The following is a 17,708-nucleotide window of genomic DNA, read 5'->3' as shown; positions in this document are numbered from 1 at the left end:
TTTTCAAAAATCTACGATGTATATTGGATAGTAAAATTAACACATGAAGTACATGTGAAAAACGGATAGCAAATATATAGAGTTGTTGTTGTTATTGCAAGTATTTTAATGAAAAAGTTTAAAACAGCAAAGAAACGCAACTGACCACCTCATCTTTTATCAAATAAGCAAAAACATCTAAACATAAACTAAATTTTCATAATAACCGTTATAACAGAATTATATACGGTAATCAATAGATTTAACAAAATTTTAACATAAAAAAAGGCTTGCAATTTTATTACAAGCCCTTCCATTTATATAAAAAAAAATTAATCGATATAGTCAAATCCTGTATATGGAACCAATACTTTTGGTATTTTAATTCCTTTTTCAGACTGATTATTTTCCAACAATGACGCAACTATACGTGGTAATGCTAATGCCGAGCCATTTAAAGTATGCGCCAATTGCATCTTACCGTCTTCGTTTTTAAATCTTACTTTCAATCGGTTAGATTGATAAGTTTCAAAGTTAGATACTGAAGAAACCTCTAACCAACGTTTTTGGGCAGCACTATATACTTCCAAATCGTAAGTCAAAGCTGACGTGAAACTCATATCGCCACCGCATAAGCGCAATACACGATAAGGTAATTCTAATTTCTGCAATAATCCTTGTACATAAGCACTCATCTCTTCCAACACCTCATAAGATTTATCTGGATGAACGATTTGTACCGTTTCTACTTTATCAAACTGATGCAAGCGATTCAATCCGCGGACATGGGCCCCATATGAACCTGCTTCACGGCGGAAACATGGTGTATAAGCACAGTGTCTGATCGGGAATTGCTCTTCCTTAACAATCACATCACGGTACATATTCGTAACTGGAACCTCTGCCGTTGGAATTAAATATAAGTCATCATGTGTCACATGATACATCTGCCCTTCTTTGTCTGGTAACTGCCCAGTAGCAAAAGCCGAAGCTTCATTTACCATAATGGGTACCTGCACTTCTTCATATCCTACTTTTGCAGCCTCATCTAAAAAGAAGTTGATTAATGCACGTTGCAAACGCGCACCTTTTCCTTTATATACTGGAAAACCTGCTCCTGTTACCTTAACACCTAATTCTAAATCGACAATATCGTATTTAGTCAATAGATCCCAATGACTTACGGCATCTTCTGACAATATAGGCACAGCACCCTGCTCTAGTACCACCTCATTATCGTCTGCAGCAACACCAAGTGGGACAGTCTCATGTGGAAGGTTAGGGAGTTGAACGATCTTAGCATTCAATTCCTGCTCGATCGTATTCAACTGTTCAATCAGTTGTTTGATTTGTTCCTTATATCCTGAGGATTGGGATTTCACGGCTTCAGCTTCTTCTTTTTTACCTTGACGCATCAATTCTCCGATTTTTTTTGCGGATGAATTTGCTTCAGCTGAAAGGGCATCTGATTCGGTCTGAATCTTGCGACGTTGTTCATCCAATGCGATGATTTCATCAACTAATCCAGTTTCCTTAAAATTTTTGACACCTAATCTCTCGATTACCTTATCCCTGTTTTCACGGATATAATTCAATTGCAACATAATTGTGTGTATTTTTAAAGAAACAAACTTAGATAAATTTGTTTTATTTACAATTTTAATTCTGTCATTTAATTAAAACAAAGTTATTCGTTCGGGTCCTTTCTATTGGCACTCACGATTGTTATTACAATAATCGATATCTCTTCCTTCATCAAGAAATAGTATGATGAGGAAATATAAATCATTTCCCTCATCATGCTTCTTTATTTAAGAATACTTGTAAATTGCTTATGTAAAATCTAACACCGCGAAAAAGTATGCATTATACACCTAATGACAATCGATATCAAGAAATGGAATACCGCCGCTCAGGTTATTCTGGAATAAAACTACCCGCAATTTCCTTGGGATTATGGCAGAATTTCGGCCATAACAATGACTTTGAAAACAGTCGACAACTAATCCAAACAGCCTTTGATGCTGGTATCACACATTTTGATTTGGCCAATAACTATGGTCCGCCTCCAGGCTCTGCAGAGGAGAAACTTCGGGAAAATAGTACAACGTGACTTCAAAAATTATCGTGATGAAATGATTATTTCGTCTAAAGCTGGATATACGATGTGGGATGGCCCATATGGAGATTGGGGATCAAAAAAATATCTGGTTTCCAGTTTAGATCAAAGTCTAAAAAGAATGCAGCTTGATTACGTTGATATTTTCTATCACCATAGACCTGATCCTGAAACACCACTAGAAGAAACGATGGCCACCTTAAGTCTTCTTGTGCAACAAGGAAAAGCACTCTATGTAGGTATATCAAACTATAAAACCTCTGAAGCGAAGCAAGCAATAGATCTATTGAGAGATATGGGCACTCCCTGCTTGATTCACCAACCCAAATATTCCATGTTCGAACGCTGGGTAGAAGAAAGTTTATTGGATCTTCTGGACGAAGAAGCCGTGGGATGTATTCCTTTCTCACCATTGGCACAAGGTCTATTGACAGATAAATACCTTCACGGTATTCCCAAAGATTCGCGTGCAGCTTCTGACAGCATATCTTTACATGAAAGTGATATCACACCGGAAAAAATTGAAAAAATAAAAACCTTACATGAAATTGCTTCCCAAAGGAATCAAAAACTAGCGCAAATGGCGGTGTCTTGGTTATTGAATAAACCGCAGGTGACTTCAGTTTTGATTGGAGCAAGTAAGGTAAGTCAAATTCAAGATGCAATAGAGGCCGTGAAACACCAACAATTCTCGGAACAAGAATTAAGACAGATTGACCTGATTTTAGCGACATAATAGGAAAGAGAAGGAAAATAGCAAGTCAAAGCCTTGATTGCAATTATTAAAAAAAACTTACCTTTGTAAATGCTTTATTTAGTTCCTACGCCAATTGGCAATTTAGAAGACATGACTTTTCGCGCTATACGTGTGTTAAAAGAAGCAGATGTTATTCTTGCTGAGGATACACGCACAAGTGCGCCCCTTTTAAAACATTTTGGAATCGAGAAAAAAGTGTTCGCGCATCATCAGCACAATGAACATAAAGCGATTTCCGAGATCATTAGATTTCTAAAGGAGGGCCAAAATATTGCTTTGATTTCCGATGCAGGTACACCAGCTATTTCTGACCCCGGTTTTTTATTGGTCCGAGAGGCCATCAAAGAAGGTCTTGAGGTACAATGTCTACCTGGAGCCACTGCTTTTGTTCCCGCTTTGGTAAATTCAGGACTGCCGAACGATCGTTTTTGCTTTGAAGGTTTTCTTCCCGTTAAAAAAGGTCGCCAGACACGCATGAAGTTCCTAGCTGAAGAAAAAAGAACCATGATTTTTTATGAGTCACCGCATCGTATCCTAAAAACAATAGATGAATTTATTCAAGTCTTTGGTGCAGAGCGACAAGCTTCTATTTCCAGAGAATTGAGCAAGTTGTATGAAGAAAATGTGCGCGGAACATTGACTGATTTAAAATTACATTTTGAAAACAATCCTATTAAAGGAGAATTTGTATTTTGTGTGGGAGGTTTAGAATAGGTTTGGCCTTCGTTTATTTAAAATAAATTTAACATGAACTTTGAACTATTTGCCATCGATGGCCAAGATATAAAAATCGTAGAAAGGTTACTCGTCAAATTACAAGATATGATGACTGATGGGGAACGTATCGATTATATTGCAGTACAAAAAAAACCCGCTGTAACTATCCTACCGGATAGTATTACCATCAGTAATAAGCGCATCTTCTTGTGCGAATTCACAAAGTTGGGTCTTGCTACAGATTTCGAAATCTTCAGTTGGAAAGATATTAAGGATATTGCTTTTAAAGAGGAAATATTTGGGTCGAAAGTAACCGTAATCCCCTTTACTGGTGAAAATTTAAGTATCGACTACATTCCTAAAGTTCAAGCTCGAAAACTGTATCAATTGATTAAAGGTGCATTGGAGAATTCCAAGTTAAATGAAATCGCTCCCCCTCCTAGTCAAGTAGCACCAACATTTGAAATCCAGAGACCTATAGAGGTGGAAATCACCAATACTTATATAGAACCTGTTGTAGAAGAAGTTAAAGAAATCGCACTACCACCTATTGCGGAAATAATTATTCCAAAAATAGAGGAAGAAGATGATGAAATGACACTCAAATTAAGGAAATTGAAAAGCTTATTTGACAAACAACTGATTACGCAAGCTGAATACGAAAACAAGAAAAACGAAATCTTATCTCAAATCTAATCGTGAGAAATCAATATTTACTGGCACTTTTAAGTGCCTTTTTATTATGGTTAGGATGGCCTCCTGTGCCCTATAGTAGTCCTATTTTATTAATCGCATTTCTTCCTTTATTAATCGCCATTGAAAATATCATTCGAAGCGATTCTTTTACAAAAAAGGGAAAGAAGGTATTTCTGACTGCTGGACTTACGGCAGTGATCTGGAAACACCGCATCTATCTATTGGGTCTACAACTCCATCTCGGCAGTAATGCCTTGGTATATCGCAATTTTCATTTCACTCATACCCTTCTTATTGGGAGCATTGTTAATGGCAATTGCATTTCGCCTATACTACCAGATGCGTAAGAAAGTATCCATTGGGTTTTCTTTATTCGGATTATTGGCATTTTGGATATCATACGAGTTTTTACATCAATCTTGGGATTTAGCATTTCCTTGGATGACGCTAGGCAATGGTTTTGCTAATTTTCATCAATTGATCCAATGGTACGAATTCACGGGTGTTTATGGTGGAAGTATCTGGATATGGTTGATTAACATATTGGTTTTCTTACTTTATTTGAACAAGAAGAAAATGAATGTATTGATTAGACCGCGTTTGGTGAAGGTCATGCTTGTTCTACTATTGGCAGTCCCAACAATTTATTCTATTGTACGTTACAGTACTTATGAAGAACATATCAATCCTTCTCAAATCGTTACGGTACAACCTAATATTGATCCTTTTGGAAAGTTCGGCTATATCAACCCTGAGGAGCAGCTGCAAACTTTAATGCAATTGTCACGTTCTGTTGCGAAATCGAATACGGAGTTTTTTATCTGGCCAGAAACGGCCTTATCACAAAGAGGTGATTTTGATGAAGAAGATTTCAGAAATTCAAATACGTATCATACCGTTATCGATTTTTTAAATGACTATAAAAATGGAAATGTGCTTTCTGGTATTGAAAGCTATCGACTGTATAACGATAAACGAACGCTTACGGCAAGAGAAATTGCACCAAATGTTTATAAAGACAATTTCAATGCTGCAACACTAATTGACGTATCGTCCAAATTACAGTTTTATCATAAATCAAAATTAGTCCCTGGAGTAGAACAAATGCCGTTTGGTACGGCTATCAACTTCCTTAAACCCTTATTTAGTGCTTTTGGGGGTACTACAGGTGGTTATGGTAAACAGGATAAACCCTCTGTATTCTATTCACAAAGTGGTATAGGAGCAGCACCGGTCATTTGTTATGAATCGATTTGGGGAAGCTATGTAGCACAATATGTGGCGCAAGGCGCTCAATTTATTGCGATCATAACCAATGATGGTTGGTGGGGGAATACTTCTGGAAAAGACCAACATTTAGATTATGCCAAATTAAGGGCTATCGAAAATCGCAGATGGGTAGCGCGCTCGGCTAATACAGGTATCTCCGGCTTTATCAACCAACGTGGTGATATCGTTCAAAAATCGACATGGTGGGAACCAGCAGCGTTAACTCAAGAGATTAATCTCAACGAAGAAATAACACTGTATACTAGAACTGGAGATCTACTTGGATACATAAGTCTTTTCTTTGCCTTACTTGCTATCGTTACTTTTTTCAGAAAAAATCAAAAAAGAGTCAATTCTGTTAAATAATCATGAACAGTACTGTAAGTAAACTTAGTTTTATTTAAATTTGTCCATTATGCAAGTATATTTTGATAATGCTGCAACTACAGCGCTAGATCCAGAAGTCATCCGTGTCATGATAGACACGATGGAAAATAATTTTGGAAACCCTTCTTCTATTCATTCACACGGACGACAAGTAAAAACAATTGTTGAAAAAGCCCGTAAGACAATTGCACATATCTTACATACTTCTCCATCTGAAATATTTTTCACATCTGGCGGTACGGAGGCTGATAATATGGCAATCGTACGTTCAATTGTAGATTTCGGTATCACACATGCGATCACTACGCCCATTGAACATCATGCTGTACTTCATACGCTGGAAGCGATAGAAAAATCAGGAAAAGTTCATCTCGACCTCTTACAGGTAGATGGAGATGGTAACATTGACATGATTCAATTGGAAGATTTATTATCAAAAAATCCAAGAACTTTTGTTTCTATCATGCACGGGAACAATGAGTTGGGAAACTTGAATGATATTGAAAAAATAGCTGAAATTTGTCAAAAATACAATGCCATATTTCATTCGGACACCGTGCAAACAATGGGACATTATCCACATGATCTGAGTAAATTAAAAATCGATTTCATTACTGGAGCTGCGCACAAATTTCATGGACCTAAGGGTGTAGGATTTCTTTATATCAATGCCAACACAAAAATAAAACCAATGATTTACGGTGGTGCCCAAGAGCGAAATATGCGCGGTGGTACCGAGAACGTATATGGTATCGCAGGATTAGCGAAAGCACTTGAGCTGAGCTATGAACACATGGAAGAGCATGCAGCTTACATACAAGGCTTAAAATCCTATATGATGGAACAGCTACAGGCCGCAATACCAGATATCAAGTTCAACGGAGTCACAACTGCTAATAAAGCACTTTATACCGTATTGAATGTATCATTTCCTTGTACCGACATGGCAGATATGTTATTGTTCAATTTGGACATTGCTGGCATTTCTTGTTCAGGAGGAAGTGCCTGTAGCTCTGGAACAGATATTGGTTCGCACGTGCTTGGAGCTATAAGAGCGGATGGCAATAGACCGTCTGTTCGATTTTCATTCTCCCGCGACAATACAAAAGAAGAAATTGACTTTGTTGTCAACCATTTAAAAGATTTATGCAAATAACATCATAAAAAAAGGACCTTCAAATTGAAGGTCCTTTTTTTATCTTGATTGCTGCACAATCATTAATCTTTTATTTTCTCTAATTTATAATTTTCCGCCAATTCCCCAACAATATCATCTCCTGATAAATCCAATTGCCAAAGCTTTGCTTTTTCACCTAGTTTGAATTTATAATCTACTCCTTCTAGCGTAACGATATCGTTTTCAAACTTCCACTTTCCATCTTTTACAAAAACTTCATCGCTCTTATTCAAATATTTAGAGGTATAGCGGTATGAAAAATTTTGATTCAATTTTAATACAGTTTCTATCCCGTCACAATCCGCACAAGGCATAATACCGATATACGCGCCACTAAGCTCTTGTAAGCTAACATATTGTTTATCCACACTATCTTTCACTGCTTCCGCACCCTTACGTTGATTATCGCACGCAATAAACAAAAATTGGATACAACACAGTAAAATTAATAGCCTTTTCATCTTCTTTAAAATCCTCTCTAACAATATTCAAAAAAGTATAGGCAAATTGGATACCAAAAATCAATATCAATATGTTAAAGAAATGTTAATATTCATCTTCATCCTCACCATCGAGTAAATTCAATGCCCCACGTAATTCTCCTAAGGCATGCATATTGCGTTTCTTTTGTGTTATAACGATTCCTTTTTGATAAATATCACGAGCTTCTTCCACACGCGTCATCTTTTCATAAAGCTTCCCCAAATGATAATAGGTTCCAACATAATCACTATGGTTGGTCACTAAATCCAGATACCCCTTAAGTGCTTCCTCTTGGTTGCCTAATTTTAAATATTCTGTAGCCATGGCATATTTCAAAAAGGGATCTTGAGGTGAATCTTTCAAAAATTCCTGTAGTTGTTCTAAACGGTCTGACATCATTTATTTTCTAATTTTATAGAAACAAAGCTACAAATAAATGAACAGGCTCAAAAACCAATATAAAAAACTCATTTACTATGCTAGCATATAAAAATGACAGAATATTGACGAACATGACATCTTGATTATTTTCACAATCTTTAGACAAAAATTACACATTTCATAAAAAATACACCGAATACTCGGAGTTTAAATATAAAATTAGTAATATTTAAACCTAATTTTATTAAAAATAAAATTACAAATCCAAATTGCAGAATGATGAAACTCTCTTAAATTATCTTTACATTTAACCTAATTATAATAAGTTTTAATAAAACGGTAATAGATTATGAAAATATTAGTGTGTATAAGTAATGTCCCTGATACGACATCCAAAATTACATTCACGAATGACAACACCGCTTTTAATAATGCTGGTGTGCAATACATTGTGAATCCATATGATGAAATTGCTTTATCAAAAGCAATAGATCTAGCTGAAGGAGGCAAAGGTACTGTCACTGTTATTTCGGTTGGAGATGTAACCACTGATGCCACCATTCGCAAGGCCTTAGCAACAGGTGCTGATAATGCAATTCGCGTGAATGCCACACCTAGAGATGCTTGGTTTGTAGCCAACCAAATTGCAAACTATGCTAAAGAAAACAACTTTGACCTCATATTGACAGGAAGGGAGTCTATCGATTATAATGGCACACAAGTAGGTGCATTCGTAGCTTCAATTCTAAATATTCCTTCAGTTTCAATCAGTAAAAAATTAACTATTGAAGGCAATACTGCCACTGTTGAGCGTGAGATCGAGGGAGGAAAAGAGGTACTAACCTTAAATCTACCTGCTGTTATTGGAACTGCTGAAGGTGTTGCCGAAACAAAAATCCCTAATATGCGAGGTATCATGACTGCAAGAACAAAACCTCTGGATATTATTGAACCTATTGAGGTCGCGCAATTATCACATATTGTCAAATTTGAAACGCCAGAAACCGCGCGGTGTGGTTACCTTGGTCGATGCGGGAGATGTGGAAAAATTAGTTTCGCTTTTGCACGAAAAAGCAAAAGTTATTTAACCAACACTAAAAGAAAAAGAATATGTCAATATTAGTATATGTAGAAAACACAGATGGTCAGTTTAAGAAATCAGCTTTTGAGGCTGTCTCTTATGCTAAAGCTATTGCTGATCAATCCGGAAATCACGTTATCGCATTATCAATTGGAAATGTAGCAGAAGGTCAGTTAAATCTGTTGGGTAAATATGGTGCTACAAAAGTTCTAAACGTCAATACCGAGCAATTAAAATCTTTTGTTAACCAAGCTTATACTACCATCATCGTCGACGCAGCAAAGTCAATTGAAGCTTCGCTAATTGTCTTATCAAATTCCTTTTCAGGGAAGGGGCTTGCACCACGTGTCGCAGCTAAATTAAATGCGGCTTTAGCCGATGGTGCAATTGAATTACCAACTGGAAGTGGTGACAACTTGCAAGTCAAAACAGGAGCCTTTTCAGGTAAGGCATTTGCATTTGTTGCTTTAACATCGCCCATCAAAGTCATATCGCTCAATCCCAATTCTTTTGAAATCAAAGAGTCGGATATTGCAGCGACGATTGAAAATTATAATCCGAGCATCGATGCTGCAGATTTCAGTACGATTGTCAAGGAAATCGTGAGAGCAACGGATAAAATTTCATTACCAGAAGCAGAAATCGTTGTTTCGGCAGGTCGAGGCTTAAAGGGTCCTGAAAACTGGGCTATGATAGAAGAGTTGGCTAATGTGCTAGGAGCTGCTACCGCTTGTTCAAAACCTGTATCTGATGCTGGCTGGAGACCTCACTCTGAACACGTAGGTCAAACAGGAATCGTCGTGAGCCCTAATTTGTACATTGCCATTGGTATCTCTGGTGCTATTCAACACCTAGCGGGAGTAAGTTCTTCAAAAACTATTGTTGTTATCAATAAAGACCCTGAGGCACCATTTTTTAAAGTAGCTGATTATGGTATTGTAGGGGATGCGTTTGAAGTGGTTCCCAAATTAATTACAGCTTTAAAAACTTATAAAGGATTATAAAATTCTTAATCTAAAAACTCCATTCGCAATAAATTTGTGAATGGAGTTTTTTTTCGCTCCAAATTATTCGCATATTTGTAAACCGTAAAGGTATCATAATGAAGAAAATCAAGTTAGACATCGTTGGTTTATCCTATAGTCAGACACAATCTGGAGCATATGCATTAGTTCTAGGTGAATCTGGTGGCAATCGTCGACTCCCTATCATCATCGGAAGTCATGAAGCACAAGCTATAGCGATTAGAATTGAAAAAATGGTTCCCAGTCGCCCTCTAACCCATGATTTATTTCAAAACTTCGCTAAAGCATTTCAAATTAACCTTCAGGAAGTTCTTATATACAATCTTATTGAAGGTATTTTCTACTCCAAAATCATTTGTTCAGATGGACAAAAAACAGTAGAAATTGATGCGCGGACTTCAGATGCAGTTGCTTTGGCTGTACGCTTTGGTTCCCCCATTTATGCCTATGACTTTATATTATCTTCTGCTGGAATCGTTATAGAAGGCAACGAATTTGCTTTTCTTGAGAATCTAGAGCATGCCGTAAATGCAGATGTTATAACGGATGATATAAAAGAAGAAACAGCAAAGTCACCAATACAGAATCCATTCTCTAGTCTTTCAGACGAGCAATTGAAAACTGTACTCGAGCAGTCACTCCACGATGAGAACTATGAGCAAGCGGCCTTAATTCGAGATGAGATATCTCGAAGAAAATAACGATTGCATAATCGAAACAAAACAAACTCAACTATATATTACTTATGTCTATTAAATTAAGGCTAACCATTATGAGCTTTCTCCAGTTTTTTGTGTGGGGAGCTTGGTTAATTACAATAGCCAATTACTGGTTTGGAACGAAACATTGGGACGGAACACAGTTTGGAGCTATCTTTGCAACAATGGGCTTTGCCTCTTTGTTCATGCCTACTTTAATGGGGATTATTGCTGACCGCTGGGTAAATGCAGAGAAATTATACTTAATACTCCATCTCTTATATGCAGCTGTTCTGTTCTATCTACCTCAAATAAATGACCCCGTTACATTTTTTTATGCGATGCTCTTGGCCATGTGCTTTTACATGCCAACATTAGCTTTATCCAATTCCATAGCTTATACAGTTCTTATACAAGGGAAGTATGATTTGGTCAAAGCTTTTCCTCCTATTCGTGTTTGGGGAACTGTTGGATTTATTGCCGCGATGTGGATTGTCAATTTAACGGGTAGCAAAGCTACGGGCATGCAGTTCTACATAGCTGGTGCTTCAGCAGTGGGATTAGGTCTATTTTCATTTTCCATTCCAAAATGCCCCCCTCGCAATATTAAAAATGAAAATTCATCCCTATTGCATACCTTAGGATTAGAGGCATTCAAATTGTTTGGGAACTATAAAATGGCATTGTTTTTTGTCTTTTCCACTTTTTTAGGTGCCGCTCTTCAATTAACAAATGCCTATGGAGATGTATTCTTAGATGAGTTCAAATTTTTCCCTAAGTACACCGATTCGTTCGTTGTTAAATATTCGACAATTATCATGTCGATTTCACAAATATCAGAAACCCTCTTTATTCTTGCTATTCCATTTTTCTTAAAAAGATTTGGCATCAAAAAAGTAATGCTGATTTCGATGTTTGCATGGGTACTACGTTTCGGACTTTTTGCCTACGGTGATCCATCATCGGGTTTGTGGATGATCGTCCTTTCCTGTATCGTTTACGGTATGGCATTTGACTTTTTTAATATATCAGGTTCATTATTTGTAGAAACATCTACTAGCTCTCAGATTAGAAGTTCCGCTCAAGGCTTATTTATGATGATGACCAATGGTTTTGGAGCCGTATTTGGTAGTTTAGTATCTGGTTTGATCATAGATAAGTATTACTCCATTTCGTTTAACAACATGTCAGATCTTGCGTCTTTTTTAGATACCGATATGCATAATAACACCTTGCTTTCTTTTGTAAAAGAACGAGGGGTATCAATTGGTGAAAATGGGTTATTCAACGCCGATTTAATTCTAAAAGACTGGCATCATATCTGGTTAGCATTTTCGATTTACACCCTAGTATTAGCGATTCTATTTGCAGTACTTTTTAAGCATAAACACGAAAAAACCTTACCTTTGGAGGGTGAATAATTAATATAAAAAAAGCCATTCGTCGAATGGCTTTTTTTATATTTGCACATGCAATTACCGTCTACCGACTTATTAGAGAAAATCAATAAGCAGTCCCAATCAAAAATTTATGATTGGTCATACCAAAAGTTTCTTCAAGCAGGTTTTAATAGCGAATGGTCACATACGATAAATTCTCTATTCTTATTACTAATCGTTATTATTATCTTATTAACGATTGACTTTATTACGCGTAAAGTAGTCCTTACACTGGTAACTCGATTTATCACAAAGTCAAAAAATGTAATTGATGATCATTTAATCAAAAACAAGACCCTAAAATACATCAGTCATTTTATTCCCCTCTTCATTGCTCAACAGATTAGCCCCATTATCTTTTTAGGTTTTCCAAACTGGTTAAAAGCAATCAACAAAGGGATTGAAGTATTGCTCGTTTTAATCATTATGGCCATTATCCATTCTGCTTTAAAAATCATACGCGATATTTTAAAAACCCGGAAAAGCTTTGCTGACAAACCATTAGAAAGTTACTTACAAGTTGCTCAAATTGTCTTAATCTGCATCGGTGGAACAATCATCTTTTCTATATTAACAGGAATTTCACCCAAGACTTTTTTAGTTTCTTTGGGAGCAGCCTCAGCCGTATTAATTTTAGTTTTTAAGGATACAATCCTAGGGTTTGTTGCAAGTATATCAGTGTCTGCTAATGATTCGATACGTGTAGGAGATTGGATCGAAATGCCAAAACATAATGCAGATGGATCTGTCATCGAAATAAACTTGAATAATGTAAAGGTTCAAAATTTCGACAAAACCATCACCACGATACCCACACACACGTTACTTATCGATTCTTTTAAAAATTATAGGGGTATGCAAACCTCTGGTGGACGGAGAATAAAACGTGCGATAAATATTAAAATCTCCACGATCCGTTTTATGACGGAGGAAGAAATAATGGATTTAGAAAAAATCAAACTTCTAAAACCTTTTATAGAGCAGCGAAGATTAGAAATTAACGAATACAACATCAAGAGTCAAGCCGACCAGACAATGCCTGTAAATGGTCGTAAAATGACTAATATCGGATTATTTAGAGCTTATATTACTGCTTACATAAGGCAGAACCCAAATATGCATAAAGAAATGATCAGTATGGTCCGGCAAATGGATCCGACAGAGCATGGTGTACCTTTAGAAATTTACGTTTTCACAAATGATACTCGATTTGAGATCTACGAAGGGATACGTTCGGATTTATTTGATCACTTATTTGCCGCGATTACCTTCTTCAAGCTAGAAGTCTTCGAAAGCCCCGCTTCCGATGATCTGCGAAATTTACGTATCAAAATCGATCAAGAAAAATAAGGTAAAAAAAAAGAAAAGGTAATCTTCTCCAAGATTACCTTTCTTCTTAAAAAACAAACTAAATTTTGGACATGTTTCCCAACAGATCCCACATTAACCCTTACTATATGAATCAAAAATTACTCTGATACAAATATAGAATTGCCATATTAAGCCAGCCTTAAGTAATGTTTAAACTTTCAATAACTTTCATAAAAAAAGCAACCTATTAAAGGTTGCTTACGATATTTTTAGAGTGATTAGTTATTTAACGTGATTGACAACTTGGATTTCTTTCACTGCTGTATGAATGCGATTAAACATATCCGTTGCTTTAATTTCAATTTTATAGTTACCTGCATTTAGCTTCGGTAATTTCAATTTCCATAAATGAGGAGATACTGTACCATCTGATGGTCTTCGCCCTTCTTTGTAACTAATTGCCAAATCAAATTGATTGACACTATCATCGAAAGATGGATCGACTTCTTTCACATGCTTCATATCTTTCCATTCTCCATCATTTATACGGTATTGTACCTGATCATCGCTTTTGCCGATAAAGAAATTGGCATAAATTGGGTAGCGTTGCACATATTTTTGATCAACAACACTTGGCCCTGAAAGCGCTATTTGATATGATGATTCTTTTCCAACCACTTTATAATCAAAACTATATTGATTATCCTTAACATGGAGCATCGCATATCCTTTTGGAGTACCGTCGCGCATGGTCGATTGGGGTATACCATCAGCATCATATTCTCCAGAGTACCAGTCACCAGAGGTGGTTTCCTACATTATATTCATGATGAGGTTTTTCTTGCTTCCACCCTTCCTTATTTCCGAAAAAATTATGCTGTTGATAATGTGTATGCGCTGATAAAGACAATGTGTGCGGATACTCACTTAAGATATCAAATAAACGGTCACGATCCGCCGCACGGAATACAGCAGGATTATCATGTTCTAGTGGAATATGAAAAGCTAAGACGATTAGTTTGTCTTTAGGAACAAATTTCAAATCATTGGCAATAAAATCTAACTGATCTTGACGTAAACCTCCCTTGTATCCTTTGCCTGTATCTGGATTGGGATAAATGATATTGTCGATGATCAAAAAATGAGCATTACCATAATTAAAGGAATATGTTGCAGGACCAAATGACGCTTCGAAAGCTTCATCTGAATATCGATCTTCCTTCGTATCGTAATTTAAATCGTGATTTCCAATTACATTGAACCAAGGTAATCCCATTAATGAAATGGTACTTTTATATGCCGGATGTAAAGACAGATCATCGCCAACTAAATCGCCAAGACTGATACCAAATGCAGCTTCCTTTTTATTCGCTATCCGATCAATGATTCCTCGTTTAAAGTAATCCATCTCTGCCATATTATAAGCTTGAGGATCCCCAAACACAAAAGCAGAAAATTCTTTGGCTTCGGGCTGAGCAGTCAATGCAAAGTTAATCTCTTTTGGCAATTTTCCAGTTGGCGAAACGCCACTATATTTCAAATTTGGACTACCTTCAGGTTTATGAATGTAGTAGAACTGAGGTTCGTGACTCTTGTTCAGTTGTAATCCAAAGTTGGAAGGTTTGATAACAAAGATAATGTTATCCTTAGCAACTGCTAGCTTATAGCGTCCTTTAGCATCTGTTTGAACGACATCTACACCATTACTAACTGAAACATGGGGTATCCCCATCTCATTTCTATCTAAAACACCATTCTTATTGATATCATTAAAAACAATACCTTTCGCGATTTCTTGAGCACTAGCATAGTAACTCAAGGACATAGCTGCAGCAACAGCAAAAATATTTTTCATTTGGATTTGTTACAAAGTTTAGGGCGAAGCTACTGCTCTAATGTGAATGAATAACAACCATATCGTTAACAAACCATTAATTTAACAAATAAAGGGAATCGAATGATTCCCTTTATAATATCTTACTGATTTTTTTTAATTTGATCTAGATTGCGCTGAGGCTAAAATCCTATTGACTTCATCAATCATGGATTTACCAGCATCCCGCATTTTGGGGTTGCCCGCAAAATCCGCATCCATGGTTACTTTTTTAGATTTGTCTTTGTAATTCAGTTCTAAATAATAACGAGGAATAGTAGCGTTCTCTGGGTTTTGCTTTGCTTCAGGACCTGTCATATCATCATCGAGATTCCAAAAACCTAACTCTTGCGCTTTACGGTGTAAGTAAAGTAAATCGTCTTTACTCATGCGTACCGTATCCTTCTCGATTTCATTAGACTTGGTTACATATTGAAAGATACCAGTATTGGAGTCATATTGATTATCCAAATGATTAGGCTCGCCGTACCGAAAGACTACAGATTGGAAATCTGTAAAACGGAAAGGTGCATTACTAATCATGTTACTGTAGTAATAAACACAATACATTAGAAATGGTACAACAATACATAATGCCAAAAAAATCTTTTTACCCTTGATACTCATCTTTACTTTATTTTTGACAAAAATAAGGATAAAAATAGTTTTATAAAGTTTTATCCATTATTTGACACAAAAAAGGGAATTCAAATACTATCACTGTTTAGGATTTGGGTGTCCCTGCATTTTTAAAATATTTAGCATACCAAGAATCTGACAAATCGGAGATAATAACCCCCTTTTTAGTTGATACATGTACAAATTTATTATTATGAAGATAAACCCCTACATGATCCACATTACGTCCGCCAAATGAGAAAAATACCAAATCTCCTTCCTTAAGTTGCGAATTTCTCTTTTTCTTAACCGCAACACTCATATCTCGTGAAGAGCGAGGTAAATCCTCCTGATATACTTTTAGATAAAGGATATTGACAAACCCTGAGCAATCTACTCCGCGTTTTGTACCACCGCCCATGCGATGTGGTATGCCCATCCAATCATCGATAAAAGAGTACAAATTAGGATTGAGTTCTTTTTTCTTCACTTGAAGTAAATCGGCATAACTTTCTAGAGAGCTTTTGCTATAATTCTTTCCTCTTGCCTCACTGGCATCAGTCAACACTCTATTTTTCCCTCCTGAACCAGCTACTTTTTTATTCACGGAACAACTGCTCAAGAAAAATACGAGACTAATAAAAAATAAGAAAATGCGCTGTAGAGCCATGATAAAAAAGATAAATTGTTAATCAAATGTAATAAAACCATATTTAACAGCCAAACACTCGTCTGGTTCTTCTTATACCTCTGCAAATTGTAATTTTGTCCAAATCGGTAAAAAATTCATATGGAAAAATTAAAGGGGGCAATTGCGGTATTTGTGGGGGCTAGCAGTTTCGGGCTGTTATCCACATTTGTCAAAAAAGCATATGCCCAAGATTATACGTTAGGACAAGTTACGGGTGTACAAGCCATATTTGGTATGCTCATCTTATGGATGGTATATGGGTTCATCCAACTATTCAGCCCTAAAGTGAATCAAGCTTATGTTAAGAAAACTAATAAATGGAAAATAGTCATCAGTGGCATCTCTACAGGCTTAGTTAGCATTGTTTATTATAAATGCGTACAAGTGGTACCTGCCTCCTTGGCAATTGTATTGTTGATGCAATATATTTGGATCGGTACTTTAATTGAATTTATTTTCTTTAAAAATAAGCCTTCAAACCGTCAATTGACTGGAATAGCTATTGTTCTTGTCGGAACCTTGCTAGCGACGGGCCTTATAGAACAAGGGATTGATAAACTCAATTGGACTGGCATCCTATATGGTCTTTTGGCAGCAACCGCATACGCCGTATTTTTGATTGTAAATGGACGGGTCGGAAACGACTACCCCCCTATTCAAAAAAGTGCTCTTATGGTTACAGGGTCGTGCATAATGATTTGCTGCCTATTTCCACCCACATTTTTAGTCACTGGAGCATTAGGCGATAGCATATGGCATTTTGGATTTATCCTTTCCTTTTTCGGAACTGTAATACCACCCCTTCTTTTTGCTTATGGGATTCCAAAGATTGGTTACTCATTAAGTGGAATTTTAAGTTCTGCAGAATTGCCAGTAGCAGTTTGTATGTCTTACTTCATACTAAAGGAGGCCGTAACCCCCATACAATGGCTGGGTGTAATCCTGATATTAGCGACTGTTATCTGGCTGAATGCTAAAACTAAAGAGTCAACATTATAATCGATAAA

Annotated in this window: 17 protein-coding genes and 2 pseudogenes; 12 read left to right on the top strand and 7 right to left on the bottom strand. The window is 36.4% G+C overall.

All coding sequences use genetic code 11. From position 1 onward, the window contains the following. Positions 1 to 311 precede the first annotated feature (311 nt). Positions 312 to 1,583 carry a serine--tRNA ligase gene (serS, locus tag ACFX5U_RS03345; RefSeq protein WP_400262490.1) on the bottom strand — a complete coding sequence of 424 codons (1,272 nt, stop codon included), beginning with the start codon at positions 1,581 to 1,583 and terminating at the stop codon, positions 312 to 314. 257 nt (positions 1,584 to 1,840) lie between these two features. On the opposite strand from serS, the pseudogene mgrA reads away from it, so the two are divergent. The 6 genes and pseudogenes from mgrA (at position 1,841) to ACFX5U_RS03315 (ending at position 7,080) form a co-directional block, all read left to right on the top strand. Next, positions 1,841 to 2,834 (top strand): annotated as a pseudogene (gene mgrA, locus ACFX5U_RS03340) (L-glyceraldehyde 3-phosphate reductase). A gap of 69 nt (positions 2,835 to 2,903) precedes the next feature. Beyond that, positions 2,904 to 3,569 carry a 16S rRNA (cytidine(1402)-2'-O)-methyltransferase gene (rsmI, locus tag ACFX5U_RS03335; protein WP_038696247.1) on the top strand — a complete coding sequence of 222 codons (666 nt, stop codon included), beginning with the start codon at positions 2,904 to 2,906 and terminating at the stop codon, positions 3,567 to 3,569. A gap of 33 nt (positions 3,570 to 3,602) precedes the next feature. Continuing rightward, positions 3,603 to 4,268 carry a PH domain-containing protein gene (locus tag ACFX5U_RS03330; RefSeq protein WP_400262489.1) on the top strand — a complete coding sequence of 222 codons (666 nt, stop codon included), beginning with the start codon at positions 3,603 to 3,605 and terminating at the stop codon, positions 4,266 to 4,268. A gap of 2 nt (positions 4,269 to 4,270) precedes the next feature. Continuing rightward, positions 4,271 to 4,615, top strand: a complete 345-nt coding sequence (locus tag ACFX5U_RS03325) for a hypothetical protein (protein WP_400262488.1) — start codon at positions 4,271 to 4,273, stop codon at positions 4,613 to 4,615. Beyond that, entirely contained in the window at positions 4,518 to 5,903 is a 1,386-nt protein-coding gene (lnt, locus tag ACFX5U_RS03320; RefSeq protein WP_400262487.1) for an apolipoprotein N-acyltransferase, read from the top strand. The genes ACFX5U_RS03325 and lnt overlap by 98 nt, the downstream gene beginning before the upstream one ends. 49 nt (positions 5,904 to 5,952) lie before the next feature. Then, complete coding sequence (locus ACFX5U_RS03315) at positions 5,953 to 7,080, top strand: cysteine desulfurase family protein (protein WP_280570425.1); 1,128 nt, start codon at positions 5,953 to 5,955, stop codon at positions 7,078 to 7,080. Between the two features lie 62 nt (positions 7,081 to 7,142). On the opposite strand, the gene ACFX5U_RS03310 is transcribed toward ACFX5U_RS03315, so the two are convergent. Both ACFX5U_RS03310 and ACFX5U_RS03305 read right to left on the bottom strand, forming a co-directional pair. Beyond that, positions 7,143 to 7,562 (bottom strand): copper resistance protein NlpE, encoded by a 420-nt coding sequence (locus tag ACFX5U_RS03310; RefSeq protein WP_280570427.1) that lies wholly within the window; start codon positions 7,560 to 7,562, stop codon positions 7,143 to 7,145. An 85-nt stretch (positions 7,563 to 7,647) separates the two neighbouring features. Continuing rightward, positions 7,648 to 7,983: a tetratricopeptide repeat protein gene (locus tag ACFX5U_RS03305; protein ID WP_200878600.1), complete on the bottom strand. Its 336-nt coding sequence runs from the start codon at positions 7,981 to 7,983 to the stop codon at positions 7,648 to 7,650. Between the two features lie 331 nt (positions 7,984 to 8,314). On the opposite strand from ACFX5U_RS03305, the pseudogene ACFX5U_RS03300 reads away from it, so the two are divergent. The 5 genes and pseudogenes from ACFX5U_RS03300 (at position 8,315) to ACFX5U_RS03280 (ending at position 13,558) form a co-directional block, all read left to right on the top strand. Then, positions 8,315 to 9,053 (top strand): annotated as a pseudogene (locus tag ACFX5U_RS03300) (electron transfer flavoprotein subunit beta/FixA family protein). Positions 9,054 to 9,075: 22 nt separating this feature from the next. Further along, complete coding sequence (locus ACFX5U_RS03295) at positions 9,076 to 10,050, top strand: electron transfer flavoprotein subunit alpha/FixB family protein (protein WP_400262486.1); 975 nt, start codon at positions 9,076 to 9,078, stop codon at positions 10,048 to 10,050. Positions 10,051 to 10,148: 98 nt separating this feature from the next. Beyond that, positions 10,149 to 10,772, top strand: coding sequence for a bifunctional nuclease family protein (locus ACFX5U_RS03290; RefSeq protein WP_280570436.1), 624 nt, complete (start codon positions 10,149 to 10,151; stop codon positions 10,770 to 10,772). Positions 10,773 to 10,816: 44 nt separating this feature from the next. After that, positions 10,817 to 12,190 (top strand): nucleoside permease, encoded by a 1,374-nt coding sequence (locus ACFX5U_RS03285; RefSeq protein WP_280570438.1) that lies wholly within the window; start codon positions 10,817 to 10,819, stop codon positions 12,188 to 12,190. A gap of 48 nt (positions 12,191 to 12,238) precedes the next feature. Next, positions 12,239 to 13,558 carry a mechanosensitive ion channel family protein gene (locus ACFX5U_RS03280; protein ID WP_400262485.1) on the top strand — a complete coding sequence of 440 codons (1,320 nt, stop codon included), beginning with the start codon at positions 12,239 to 12,241 and terminating at the stop codon, positions 13,556 to 13,558. 243 nt (positions 13,559 to 13,801) lie between these two features. On the opposite strand, the gene ACFX5U_RS03275 is transcribed toward ACFX5U_RS03280, so the two are convergent. The 4 genes from ACFX5U_RS03275 to ACFX5U_RS03260 form a co-directional block, all read right to left on the bottom strand. Beyond that, the gene (locus ACFX5U_RS03275; protein WP_400262484.1) at positions 13,802 to 14,269 is read right to left on the bottom strand and encodes a calcineurin-like phosphoesterase C-terminal domain-containing protein; all 468 of its coding nucleotides are present in this window, start codon (positions 14,267 to 14,269) and stop codon (positions 13,802 to 13,804) included. A 46-nt stretch (positions 14,270 to 14,315) separates the two neighbouring features. Continuing rightward, a complete protein-coding gene (locus ACFX5U_RS03270; RefSeq protein WP_400262483.1) occupies positions 14,316 to 15,374 on the bottom strand; it encodes a metallophosphoesterase N-terminal domain-containing protein in 1,059 nt (352 codons plus the stop codon). 135 nt (positions 15,375 to 15,509) lie between these two features. Next, positions 15,510 to 15,935, bottom strand: coding sequence for a hypothetical protein (locus tag ACFX5U_RS03265; RefSeq protein ID WP_280570442.1), 426 nt, complete (start codon positions 15,933 to 15,935; stop codon positions 15,510 to 15,512). A 181-nt stretch (positions 15,936 to 16,116) separates the two neighbouring features. Beyond that, entirely contained in the window at positions 16,117 to 16,617 is a 501-nt protein-coding gene (locus tag ACFX5U_RS03260) for a C40 family peptidase (RefSeq protein WP_280570443.1), read from the bottom strand. 183 nt (positions 16,618 to 16,800) lie between these two features. Here ACFX5U_RS03260 and ACFX5U_RS03255 point away from each other — a divergent pair, with 183 nt between their 5' ends. Beyond that, the gene (locus ACFX5U_RS03255; protein ID WP_038696218.1) at positions 16,801 to 17,700 is read left to right on the top strand and encodes a DMT family transporter; all 900 of its coding nucleotides are present in this window, start codon (positions 16,801 to 16,803) and stop codon (positions 17,698 to 17,700) included. Positions 17,701 to 17,708: the final 8 nt, after the last annotated feature.

This window comes from Sphingobacterium sp. SG20118, assembly GCF_044740685.1.
Lineage (GTDB): Bacteria > Bacteroidota > Bacteroidia > Sphingobacteriales > Sphingobacteriaceae > Sphingobacterium.
The sequence above is the reverse complement of the archived record's forward strand: the minus strand, read 5'-3'. Positions and strand labels throughout refer to the sequence as shown.